The following is a 12,069-nucleotide window of genomic DNA, read 5'->3' on the forward strand; positions in this document are numbered from 1 at the left end:
CAGCTGGGGGTAGCGGTGCCATCGCTGAGGGCCCCCACGTCCCCCCGGCGCTGGAGGGCGTCATGCGCACCCGCACACTCCTCGCCTCGACCGGGCTGCTCGCGCTGGGCATCGTCGCCGGCGCGTCCGCCGCCATCGCGGGCGAGAACAACCCGAGGAACGACCCGCACATCGAGACCGAGAAGGTCATGATCTGCCACGCGACCGCGTCGGAGACGAACCCCTTCACGGTCAACGAGGTCTCATGGAACGCCGTCGACAACGGCTACAACATCGACTTCAACGGCCACGGCGACCACGAGGGCGACATCATCCCGCCGTTCGCCGACTTCCCGGGCCTCAACTGGACCGAGCTCGGCCAGGCGATCTGGAACAACGGCTGCGAGGTGCCCACCGCGGAGCCCGAGCCCCAGGAGACCACCGTCCCCGAGGAGACCGAGACCCCGGAACCCGAGGAGACCACCACCCCGGAGGAGACCCCGGAGCCGGAGGAGACCACCGAGACCGAGGTCGAAGTGGAGTCTGCGAGCACCGGGACCGACGACACCGAGGAGGCCGCTCCGGCCGCCGAGTCCGCGACGGCGGTGCTGTCCGACGCCGGCTACACCGGCTGACGACCGCCCGAGGGGGGCAGGGCCGGGTGGCGACGATGCCCACCCGGCCCTCGCATCGTCCCTGGACTATGCCGGGATGACGGACGGGCCGGGCTCGAGCCCGATGCTCTCCATCAGGGCGCGGACGCGCCCGTCGATCTCGTCGCGCTGCGCCTCGGACGGGCCGGGCTCGATGGCCCAGTCCTCATAGCGCTTGCCGGGGATGTACGGGCACGCGTCGCCGCAGCCCATGGTGACGATGACGTCGGCCTCCTGGAGCTGCGAGTCGGTCCAGCGCTTGGGGTGCTCGTGCGTGATGTCGATGCCCACCTCGGCCATCGCGGCGACGGCGCCCGCGCTGAGCGCCTCGCCGGGCTGCGAGCCGCCGGACCACGAGGTCGCGCGGTCGCCGGCGTAGTGGGCGAACAGGCCGAGGGCCATCTGGGACTTGCCCCCGTTCTTCACGCAGAGGAACAGGACGGCGGGCTTGTCGGACATTTCTCTCCTTCTATCGGGACGATGCGGTGGTCGTGGTGCGGAGCGTCGCCGCGAGGCGGCGGACGCGGGGCTCGAGGGCGTCGAAGGCCGCGGCGAAGGCGCGCGTGGTGCCCTCGGCTGCCGGGTCGGGGACGGACCAGTGGAGGTCGCCGCCGCAGTCCTCGTACGCGAGGTCGCAGACGGCGACGACGAGGTCGCCCGCATCGCGGACCTCGTCGAGGGCCGCCGGGGCGAGGGCGACCGGTGCGAGGCCGCGGCGGTCGAGCTCGTCGAGCGCGAGCGGGTGGATCCGCGGCGCGGGCTCCGTGCCGGCGGACGCCACCGGGACGATGCGCGCCGCCGCCAGCATCGCGGCGGCCATCTGCGAGCGGGCGGAGTTCGCGGTGCACGTGAAGACCACGCGGGCGGGGGGCTCGACCGGTGCCGCCGCCGGGCGCGCCAGCGCGGCCTCCACCAGGGGCGACCAGAGGAGGGCGAGGTAGGAGCGGCGGCCGTCGGCGTCCGAACGGCGGCGCTCGACCACCCCCGCCTCGTCGAGGACGCGCAGGTGGTGCGCGAGGAGGCTCGACGTCATGCCGGTGCGTGCGCCGAGCTCGCCGGGGGCCAGGTCGCCGTCCGCAAGCGCGTCGACGAGCGCGAGACGATGCGCGTCGGCGAGGGCCGCGAGGACGGCGAGTCGGTCGGTCACGCGGTCAGGGTATCTCAATCTCCATTGAGATATTTGCGCGAGGCCGCTTCGCACCGCCCACCGCCGCATCGTCCCTGCTTCCGGGGCTGGAACAGGCGCGCCGGGCGGCGCGTCGATCCGGGCCCTTCGTCACGCGCAGGGCCACACTTGAGCCGATAACGCACTCCCTTTTGTCACATCCTTCACGCGCGTATATCTGCGACACATGCGTCTATGTGGAGTTCGCCACACCTTTGACGCTCCCCTGCACGGGCCAGACGATGGGGCCAGCCGGGAGGACGGGGCGCTGCTGAGGGCGCCGGATCACCCCTCCTGGAGCGGAGGGAACTGAATATGAGACTGAGGGAACTGGCTGTCGCCGCTGCGGTGACGGCCCTGGCGATCATCGGCGTCGTGCCTGCCGCGCAGGCCGACCCGGTCAACGGAGCATCCGAGCTCTGCCCCAACGGTGTCGACGGCTGGGAGTCGAAGGTCGACTTCACCGGCGACGGACCGGACACCTACCTGTACACGGCCCCCGAGGGCTACGTCGTGGTCGACACCTGCGTCAAGGCGGGCACCACGACGTACTACGAGAGCTTCGACCCGGGCGTCGCCCAGGTCACGCTCGACCACCCGGACAAGGACTCGATCAGCCACTACGCGGTGCGCCTCGAGGAGGTCGTCCCGGCGCCCGAGCCCGAGGTCGTGACGCCGGATTCGCCCACCTGGGCCGACCCGTGCGGCGTCGACAACGCCTCCTGGACCCTGCCGAACGACACCGCGGCGTACACGTACGCGAAGTCGACCGACGGCGACTGGCTGATCGTGACCGCCACCGCGGCGGACGGCTACACCTTCGCCGGCGGCAAGACCACGATGACCTGGAAGGACAAGGACTCCGGCGAGCTGTGCGAGGAGCCCCCGGTCGACGTGTGCCTCAACCTGGACGGCGTCCAGACCGAGGTGCCGGACGGCTACAAGTCCGACGGCGAGGGCAGCTGCTGCGAGTGCACTCCCCCGCCCGTGGTCGACAAGTGCCTCAACATCGACGGCGAGCAGACGACCGTCCCCGAGGGCATGACGCGTGACGAGAACGGCGACTGCTGGACGCCCAAGCCGGAGACCAAGGTCGAGTACACGGAGTGGTCGGTGTCCGACTACCAGTGCACGAGCGAGAAGGTCACCGAGACGCGCACCAAGTCGACGACCACGTACACGTGGGACACCGCGACCGGCACCTGGGTCGGTGCGACCTCCGAGACCGTCGAGACGCAGAAGCGCGCGATGACCGAGGACGAGGCCGCGGAGCTGTGCCCGCCGGAGCCGCACAAGGTGTTCGTCTGCAAGTACGTGCAGACCCCCGACGGCTACGAGATCGCGCAGACCGGCCAGAACCCGATCTCCGTGGACACCCACGCGATCCCGGGCTGGGACGACTCGCTGCCCCTCGAGGACAACCCCAAGTGGTTCGCCGACGCGCAGGGCCCGTCGATGGTGATCGCGTGGGACGAGGAGCAGGGTGACGGGCAGAACAACGAGCCCACTATCGACGACTGCCTCATGCCCCCGACCGTCGAGGTCTCCGACTGGAGCGGCACGCCCCAGTGCGGCATGGACTCCTACACCGAGTGGGCGACCGAGACCACGACCGGCTACCTGCTGGTGAGCGATGGCGAGGGCGGCTACAGCTGGGAGCCCTACGTCACCTACAAGACGCTCTACCGGGCGGTCGACGTCGAGGAGGTCGTCCCCTGTGAGGACGCCGCCGCGGCGATCACCGTGACCCCCGCATCGTGCGACGCTCCGGGGGCGGTCGACGAGGTGACCACCACGTACGCGACGCTCGACGGCGTGCTCGACGAGACCGTGGGCGACCACCTCGCGTCGTTCACCGCAGACGAGGGACACGCCTTCACCGGCGGCGACGCGTCGCTGGTGGTGTCGTACTCGATCGAGGCGCAGCTCACCGAGGGCTGCGACACCGACAACCCGACCCCGCCGTCCATCGACGGGACCATCGTGGGCGAGATCTGCACGGCTGACGCCCCGTACCTCGGGTACGACATCAAGCTGACCGACCCGGACGGCGTCTCCACGGACGACGGCACGGCGACGATCACCTTCGTCCACCCGCGCAACGCGGCCAAGAACTGGTCGACCACGGTGCCGATCGGCACGGGCAAGATCCTGTGGCCCGGCGCCAGCGTCGACGAGGACGGCGTCGCGAACAACTGGCCCGGCTACAAGTTCTCGACGGCGAAGGACGAGTGGGTGTCCGTCGGCGCGAAGAACTACGGCTGGACCCGTGCCGACAACACCGAGGTGATCATCTCGGTCAACCCGAGCAAGACCTTCGAGGTCTCCTACCCGCCGGCCACCCCGGTCTGCAACTCGGAGCCTCCGGTCGAGATCGTGAGCGTCCTCGACGCTCCGGCCGCCACCCCGGTCACGGGTGTGGCGACGTACACCGGCTGATCCCCGGTGTACGGCCCGGCGGGGCGCGGTCTTCCTCAGCGGACCGCGACCCGCCGGGCCACTCCCCCAGGGGAGCCACGTTGAGGGCATAGCTGAGGGAGCGCTGAGGGGGCGCTCAGGCGAGGCCTGCTTGAGGGGCCGGACCTCGCGACGTCGATCCCGGCGTCCCGCGTGAGGCGGGGCGTCGGGATCGATGCCTTTCCCCAGGGTGGAGTGGGCTGGCGCCGGGCTGTCCGCCGGTTTCCCGCACCCGTGAGGCTGAGTGTCGGTCTCGGCCGGCTCGGCCCGTCAATCGTGGGGAATCGTGTCGGTCGGCCCATGCGACCGCGGCGGGGGCCGGCCTTGGCGCTGCCCTGGGGGCTGACGGTGCTACTCCGGTGCTGCCCACACGGCGCCGACACTATTCGTCACCGTTGACCGCTCGGAGCCCCGCAAAGCGTCACGATTGCTCACGGCTGTGGGAGTGGCGCGGGGGGCGGGAGGCGCTGCGGGAGCGGGGGTGGACCGGAAGCCGTCTACGCCTCGTCGATGTACACCGGCGTCCCCAGCGGGATGCCGATCGCCTCCACCATCTCCGTGATGACGTCGTTGGGCACGCGGATGCAGCCGTGGGACACGGACCGCCCGAACGAGTCAGGGTCGTTGGTGCCGTGCAGCCCGATGACCGCGTCGCCGCCCGCGAACTCGTCGAGCACCGGCGAGTAGCCCGACAGCCCGTAGGCGTACGGTCCGTAGAGCCCGTCCGGGTCCGGCGGCTGCAGCAGCTCGCGCACGTAGTAGACGCCGCCCGGGGTGGGCAGCTCGTCGGTGCCGAGCCCGATCTCCGTGGTGAGCACCGCCTCCTCGCCGTCCCACACGGTGAGCTCGTACGCCTCCATGTCGATCTCGACGCTCATGTGCGTCGCGGCGAGCGAGACGTCGTCGGCGGACACCCAGCCGGTCGAGCCGTTGGGCCGGATCGGCAGGTACACCTCGAGCCACGAGCCCTGGATCTCCTTCACCAGGAACGTCAGCGGGGTCTGGTCGGGGACGGTGAGCACGTCGGCGGCCTCGATCACGGTCTTGGTCGCGCCGTCAGGCTTCTTCAGCACGGTCACCTTGGTGCCGCGCGCGGTCGCGATGTAGGACAGCGTCGCGTCGACGGACTCGGACGGCGACGGCTCGGCCTCCGCGGTGGCCGTCTCGCTCGGCGCGACCGCGACCGCGGTGGACGATGCGCTGGGCGGCGCGGCCGGCTCGGCCGCCGGCGTGCATGCAGACAGTGCGAGCGCGCCCACCATGGTGAGCAGCGCGACGATGCGGCGCATCAGACCTCCCTCAGACCCCTCAGCGCCCCCACACTACGACGCAGCCGCCCGGCCTGGGTAGGTTCCCAGGCCGGGCGGCCGGTGCATCGTCCCTCCGGAAGAGGAGGTCAGGCGCTGACGAGCTCGCGCGCCACGGGCTCGCCCGGGTCCTCGGCGATGGCGTCGTCGCGCTCCTTGTCGGAGCGCATGAGGAAGCTGGCGATGACGGTGACCGCGATGATGACGACGGACATCACGAGGTACGCGTCGGAGAAGCCGATGGTCTCGTAGGCCTGGCCGAACGGCAGCGAGAACGCCGCGACGCCTAGAGACTTCGCGACTCCGAAGCCGAGCATGTACGCGGTCGCGGAGATCCGTACGTCGAACATCCGGGTGATGTACTTCATCACCGAGACCAGCATCAGCGGCATCTCGATCGCCGCGAGCAGGCGCCACGCGATGAGCGCCTCGGTGGTGGTGACCAGCGCCGAGCCGAGCACGCGCACCACGAGGATCGCGGCGAAGAGCTGGAGGCCGCGCTTCGCGCCGATCTTGTTGACGAACCAGGGCGCGACCAGCATGACCGCGGCCTCGGCGAAGATCTGGATGGTGACCACCTGCGAGAACAGGGCCACCGGGTCGCCGTGGTTGACGTGCTGCGCGAAGTAGATGGAGAACTGCTGGTCGAAGACGTCGTAGAGCGCGGCGGTGCCGAACATCAGCACCACGAAGCCGATGAAGCTGCGATCCGTGAAGAGGCGCTTGACGGTGTCCTTGCTCACCTTGGTCGCGGAGGTCTCGCCGGCGGCGGCGCTCTCCTTGGCCTGGTCCGGGACCTTCGCGACGAAGAGCAGCGCGCCGAGGACGATCGCGCAGAACGATGCGGCCCACCAGATGCTGTCGGGGTTGACGTGGGACCACATCCAGCCGGCGACCAGGGTGATGGTGCCGCCCGCGATCGAGCCGAAGAGGCGCGCGTGGCCGTACTCGAAGCCGTTGGCGCGCGAGGCGCGCTCGTTGAACGCCTCGACGACGGACACGCCCGCGAGCAGCACGAGCGCCATGAACATGCCGCCGACCACCGCGGCGCCCACCATGCTCCAGGCCATCAGCGGCGGGAACACGAAGGCGAAGAACGGCCCGACCATCGCGCCGCACAGCACCACGAACGCGAACAGGTGCTTCTTGAGGCCGAGGCGGTCCTGGAGGTAGCCGTACAGCGGCTGGAGGCACAGCGCGGTGATCGCCATCACCGTGTTGATGAGGCCGATGTTGCCCTCGCCCATGCCCTTCTCGGACAGCCAGAGGCCGTGGAAGGAGAAGAAGATCTGCCACACGGCGAAGTAGAAGAAGTACAGGCCGCCGTAGTTCCAGAACACGCCGCGCTTGAGGGACGTCAGGATGGACCCGCCGCCGGTGGCGGGCGTCGTTGCAGTAGGTGCGCTCATGGCACATCCCTTCCGGGGATTCATGGTTCTGGCCGCCGTGGCCATGCGGTGGAGGGGCGCGCGGGCGAGGATCCGCGGGCGCTGGCTCGCTGCCACCGATCACCGGTGACGACTCGATGTCACCCGGTGTTGAAAACACTGTAATTGGTGGAGGCCGGCAACAATGGGACGTTTCGCCTATGCATGCGTTTACATTCGCGGAGCCCGTTTACCCCTCCACGCGGCAGCGCCTGCGAGAGCGCTCTCCGGCCCATCCGAGGCCGGATTCGGGCCTCTCAGGTGGAGGAGTGACTCAGCTGCGTGGATAGGCAAACGGCGGGGGTCGACGGCAGGGGTCACCGGGCGGGCGCGGGCTCCTCGTCGACCCCGTCCGCGAGCTCGCCGCTGGGCGCCTCGCGGCCCTTGTCGTTGCCCATGAGCAGGCTCGCGAGCACCGTCACGATCCCGATCACGACCGCCATGATGAGGTACGACTGCTCGAAGCCGACGTTGTCGTACGACCGCCCGAAGGCCGCCGAGAACAGCGCCACCCCGAGCGACTTCGCGACGCCGAAGCCGAGCATGTAGGCGGTCGCGGAGATCTTCACGTCGAACATGCGGGTGATGTACTTCATCACCGAGACGAGCATGAAGGGCATCTCGATCGCGGCGAGCAGGCGCCACGCGATGAGCGCCTCGGTGGTGGTGACCAGCGCGGACCCGAGCACGCGCACCACGAGGATCGCGGCGAAGATCTGCAGGCCGCGCTTCGCGCCGATGCGGTTGACGATCGCCGGCGTGAAGATCATCACCACGGCCTCGAGCAGGATCTGGATCGACACGACCGTGCCGAACAGCCCCTCGGGGTCGCCGTGCTGGACGTGGTCGGTGAAGTAGATGGAGAACTGCTGGTCGAAGACGTCGTAGAGCGCGGCCGTGCCCATCATGAGCACCACGAAGCCCAGGAAGTTGCGGTCCATGATCAGCCCGACGATCGCGTCCTTGCTGATCTTGTGCGCGTGCTCCTCCCCCGGCGCGTGATGGTCGGCGGGCGCCTGCTTCGGCACCCGCGCGACGAGCAGCAGGACGCCCAGCAGGATGGCGGCGAAGGTGCCCGCCCACCAGATGTTGTCGGGGTTCGCGGACCAGATGACGCCGCCGATCGCGGACGCGAAGGACCCGCCCAGCGAGCCGAACAGCCGTGCGTGCCCGTACTCGAAGCCGTTCGCCCGCGAGGCGCGCTCGTTGAAGGCCTCGACCACCGACACGCCCGCGTACGTCACCAGGCTGAGGAACACGCCGCCGACCACCGCCGCGAGGTGCTGGTTGACCTCGATGAGCGGCTTGAAGACGAACTGGAAGAACGGCCCCACCATCGCGGCGCACACCACCACGAAGGAGAACAGCGGCTTGCGGTAGCCCAGCCGGTCCTGGAGCAGCCCGTACAGCGGCTGCAGGCACAGCGCCACGAGCGCCATCACGGTCGAGACCAGGCCGATGCTGCCGCCGCTCATCCCCGCGTCGTCGAGCCACAGGCCCATGTACGTGAAGATGAACTGCCAGACGACGAAGTAGAAGAAGTAGATCCCGCCGTAGTTCCACAGCACGACGCGCTTCACGGAGTCGAGGATCGTCGGTCCCCCGCCGCCGGGCGCAGAGGAGGCCTCGCCGCCCGAGGAGCTCACCGCATCGTCCCGTCAGGAGGCAGGACCTCCACGCCGGACGGGGCCGGCCGGGTGAGCGGGAGCGGCGTGCCCCAGACCGGGTTGCCGTCCTCGTCGAAGGGCAGCACCTGCGCGCAGGCCTGGCGGTTGGGCTCCCACAGCGGGTTGCCGACCAGCTCCGTGTACGTGCGCGCGTGGTAGACGAGCACCGTCTCGCCGGACGGGGACTCCGTGAAGCTGTTGTGGCCGGGGCCGTAGATGCCGTTCTCGGGCGCCGAGGTGAAGACGGGCTCGGGGCTCTTGGTCCAGCTCGCGGGGTCCAGCAGGTCCGCGGAGGCGGAGGCGGTGAGGACACCCATCGCGTACTCGATGCCCGTCGCCGACGCGGAGTAGGTGAGGTACAGACACCCGTCCTTCTGGAGCACGGACGGGCCCTCGGCGACCCAGAACCCCACGATCTCCCAGTCGAACTCCGGCTTGCACAGCATCACGGCCGGCGTCGCGAGCGTCCACGGGTTCTCCATGCGCGCGATGTAGAGGTTCGAGTGCCCCTTGACCGCGAAGTCCTGCTGCGCCCAGACGAGGTACTGCGTCCCGTCGAGCACGAAGGAGGTGGCGTCGAGCGCGAAGGACTCCCAGCCCGTGTCGACCTGACCCTTCTCGGTCCAGGTGCCGGTGAGCGGGTCGTCGTCGAGGCACTCGAGGCAGAAGACGCGGTGGTTGAAGGTGTCGTCGGCGTCGGGGACGTCGAAGGTGACATCCGGGTTGGGCGCGGCCGCGTAGTAGACGTACCAGGCGCCGTTCACGCGGTGGATCTCGGGAGCCCAGATGAGGTGGCTCTGGGGGCCCTCGGAGTGCTTGGTCCAGATGGTGACCTCGGGGGCGGCCTGGAGGTCCTCGAGACGCTCGGCCCGGCGGAGGACGATGCGGTCGTACAGCGGGTACGAGCCGGTGAAGTAGTACTGGCCGTCGCGGCGCAGGACGCACGGGTCGGCGCGCTGGAGGACGATCGGGTTGGGGATGGTCTCGGGCACGGCCGCTCCTCGTATTCGCGCGATCAGACGCCTCCTCGCACCCTATTCGCGCGGGGTGTCGGCCGCGAGCGGAGCGGGCGGGTCGGAGCGGGACGCCGCGGCGGGCTCAGTAGGAGGCGGTCGGACCGTCCTCCGCGGCCGGCACCCAGCGCGCCGCGAGCGCCTCGGAGCCGCGTGCGAGCAGTCCGACGTCCGCGCCGTGCAGCACGAAGGTCGCGCCCGCCTCGATGTACTCCTGCGCGGCCGCGGGATCGAAGGCGTTGACGCCCACCGGCTTGCCCGCCTCGCGCACCGCGTCGAAGGCGCGCAGCACGGCGGCGACCACGTCGGGGTGCGTCTGCTGCCCCAGCAGCCCCATCGAGGCGGCCAGGTCCGAGGGCCCCACGAAGACGCCGTCGATGCCGTCGACCGCGGCGATCTCGGCCGCCGCGTCGACCGCCTCGGCCGTCTCGACCTGGACGAACAGCGAGACGTAAGCGTCGGCATCGGTCAGGTAGCCGTCGACACGGTTCCAGCGCGCCGAGCGCGCGAGCGCCGACCCCACCCCGCGGCGGCCGTGCGGCGGGTAGCGCACCGCCTCGACCGCGGCGCGCGCCTCGTCGGCCGAGTTCACCATGGGGACCAGGACGTTCTGCGCGCCGAGGTCGAGCACCTGCTTCAGCGCGACGGGGTCGTTCTTGGCGACCCGGACCACCGGCGCGACCGGGTACGCCGCGACGGCCTGCAGCTGCGCGAGGACGGACTCCAGGCCGGACGGCCCGTGCTCCATGTCGATGAGCAGCCAGTCGAGCCCGCCTCCGGCGCAGATCTCCGCGACCAGCGGCGAGCCGGTGCACACCCACATGCCGGCGAGCGGCCGCCCGGCCTCCTCCAGCCGGTCGCGCAGCGTCGGGTCTAGACGAAGCGGCATTCCACGACCCCCAGGTCTCCGTAGTCGGCCACCACATCATCCCCCGGATGCACCCACATGGGCCGGGTGAACGAGCCGGCGAGGATGATCTCCCCCGCCGCGAGCGAGTCGCCGTGCTGCGCGAGCTTGTCGGCAAGCCACGCCACCCCGATCGCGGGATGCCCGAGCACGCCCGCCGCGACGCCGGTCTCCTCGATCTCGCCGTTGCGCGACAGCAGCGCCGCGACCCAGCGGAGGTCCACGTCGCCGGGCGTGACGCGGGTGTCGCCCAGCACCATCGCGCCGTACGCGGCGTTGTCGGAGATGGTGTCGACGATGGTCCGGCCCTCGAGCTCGATGTGGCTGTTGAGCACCTCGAGCGCGGGCACCACGTACTCGGTCGCCGCCATGACGTCCTCGAGCGTGCAGCCGGGCCCCTCCAGCGGGCGCGCCAGCACGAAGGCGAGCTCGACCTCGATGCGCACGTTCGAATAGTCCGCGTGCCGCAGTTCCGACCCCGACGCGAACACGGTGTCCTCGAACATCACGCCGTAGTCGGGCTCGGTGATGCCGGTCGCGGCCTGCATCGCCTTCGACGTGAGCCCGATCTTGCGGCCCGCGATGCGGCGCCCGTCCGCGAGCGCCTGGTCGCGCCACACGCCCTGGATCGCGTACGAGTCCTCGACGGTGGCGTCGGGGTAGCGGGCGGTGATCCGCGGGATGACGGAGTGGTCGCGCTCGGCCTGGGCGAGCTCGTCGGCGATCGCGGTGAGGGTCTCGGGGGCTAGCACGGCTGCTCCTGTCGGGGTCGGGGACGATGCGCGGGCGGGGCGGGCGCGGGCGTCACCCGTCGAGCCCCGCCTCGTAGCGCTCGCGCCACGCGCTGTTCATGGGGAAGAGCCCGTCGAGCTTCGCGCCCTCGGCGACCCGCTCGGCGATCCAGGCGTCCTCGTCCTCCTGCGCGAGGGTCGCGTCGACGACCTCCTCGACGAGGTCCGGCGGGATGACGATGACGCCGTCGGAGTCGCCCACGATGATGTCGCCGGGCAGCACCGACGCGCCGCCGCACGCGATCGCGGAGCCGTGCTCCCACGGGACGTGGAGCCGGCCGAGGACCGCGGGGTGCGCCCCGGCCGAGAAGACCGGCAGGCCGATGCGCGCCACCGCATCGTGATCCCGCACGCCGCCGTCGGTGACCACGCCCGCCGCGCCGCGCGCGAAGGCGCGCAGCGCGAGGATGTCGCCGAGCGTGCCCGAGCCGTCGAGGCCGCGCGCCTCGATCACCACAACCTCGCCGGGCTCGACCGCGTCGAAGAGCTGCTTCTGGGCGTTCTGGCCGCCGCCGTGGCTCGCGAAGAGGTCCCTGCGGAACGGGATGTAGCGGAGCGTGCGGGCGGGACCCACGAGCTTGGGAGCGCCGGGCAGCGGGCGGACGCCGTCGATGGTGACGGTGTCGTAGCCGCGCTTGCGCATCTGCGCGGACAGGCCCGCGACGGGGGCGCGCTCGAGCCGCTCGCGAAGGTCCGGGGAGAG

At 70.7% G+C, this 12,069-nt stretch carries 10 protein-coding genes and 1 pseudogene; 2 read left to right on the forward strand and 9 right to left on the reverse strand.

Features of this window, described 5'->3' with window-relative positions; translation table 11 throughout:
* Positions 1-62 precede the first annotated feature (62 nt).
* Positions 63-614 (forward strand): hypothetical protein, encoded by a 552-nt coding sequence (locus tag QQX09_RS10525; protein WP_301134392.1) that lies wholly within the window; start codon positions 63-65, stop codon positions 612-614.
* A gap of 66 nt (positions 615-680) precedes the next feature.
* Here the strand turns inward: QQX09_RS10525 and QQX09_RS10530 are convergent, their stop codons facing one another.
* Together QQX09_RS10530 and QQX09_RS10535 are read right to left on the reverse strand one after the other, a co-directional pair.
* A complete protein-coding gene (locus QQX09_RS10530) occupies positions 681-1,091 on the reverse strand; it encodes an arsenate reductase/protein-tyrosine-phosphatase family protein (RefSeq protein WP_301134394.1) in 411 nt (136 codons plus the stop codon).
* Positions 1,092-1,101: 10 nt separating this feature from the next.
* Complete coding sequence (locus QQX09_RS10535; RefSeq protein WP_301134397.1) at positions 1,102-1,779, reverse strand: arsenate reductase/protein-tyrosine-phosphatase family protein; 678 nt, start codon at positions 1,777-1,779, stop codon at positions 1,102-1,104.
* 333 nt (positions 1,780-2,112) lie between these two features.
* Between QQX09_RS10535 and QQX09_RS10540 the strand changes: the two genes are divergently transcribed.
* Complete coding sequence (locus tag QQX09_RS10540; protein ID WP_301134399.1) at positions 2,113-4,236, forward strand: hypothetical protein; 2,124 nt, start codon at positions 2,113-2,115, stop codon at positions 4,234-4,236.
* Between the two features lie 515 nt (positions 4,237-4,751).
* On the opposite strand, the gene QQX09_RS10545 is transcribed toward QQX09_RS10540, so the two are convergent.
* The 7 genes and pseudogenes from QQX09_RS10545 to QQX09_RS10575 form a co-directional block, all read right to left on the reverse strand.
* Positions 4,752-5,543: a L,D-transpeptidase gene (locus tag QQX09_RS10545; RefSeq protein ID WP_301134401.1), complete on the reverse strand. Its 792-nt coding sequence runs from the start codon at positions 5,541-5,543 to the stop codon at positions 4,752-4,754.
* A 107-nt stretch (positions 5,544-5,650) separates the two neighbouring features.
* Positions 5,651-6,970, reverse strand: a complete 1,320-nt coding sequence (locus QQX09_RS10550; RefSeq protein ID WP_301134403.1) for an oligosaccharide MFS transporter — start codon at positions 6,968-6,970, stop codon at positions 5,651-5,653.
* A gap of 335 nt (positions 6,971-7,305) precedes the next feature.
* Complete coding sequence (locus QQX09_RS10555; RefSeq protein WP_301134405.1) at positions 7,306-8,568, reverse strand: oligosaccharide MFS transporter; 1,263 nt, start codon at positions 8,566-8,568, stop codon at positions 7,306-7,308.
* Positions 8,569-8,630: 62 nt separating this feature from the next.
* Positions 8,631-9,647, reverse strand: a complete 1,017-nt coding sequence (locus tag QQX09_RS10560; RefSeq protein WP_301134407.1) for a glycoside hydrolase family 43 protein — start codon at positions 9,645-9,647, stop codon at positions 8,631-8,633.
* A gap of 106 nt (positions 9,648-9,753) precedes the next feature.
* Positions 9,754-10,557 (reverse strand): HpcH/HpaI aldolase family protein, encoded by an 804-nt coding sequence (locus QQX09_RS10565; protein ID WP_301134408.1) that lies wholly within the window; start codon positions 10,555-10,557, stop codon positions 9,754-9,756.
* Positions 10,542-11,327, reverse strand: a complete 786-nt coding sequence (locus tag QQX09_RS10570) for a 2-keto-4-pentenoate hydratase (protein WP_301134410.1) — start codon at positions 11,325-11,327, stop codon at positions 10,542-10,544. The genes QQX09_RS10565 and QQX09_RS10570 overlap by 16 nt, the downstream gene beginning before the upstream one ends.
* 52 nt (positions 11,328-11,379) lie before the next feature.
* Positions 11,380-12,069: pseudogene (locus QQX09_RS10575) on the reverse strand (RraA family protein); the annotation flags it as partial.

The organism is Demequina litoralis (genome assembly GCF_030418455.1).
Taxonomy (GTDB): domain Bacteria; phylum Actinomycetota; class Actinomycetes; order Actinomycetales; family Demequinaceae; genus Demequina; species Demequina litoralis.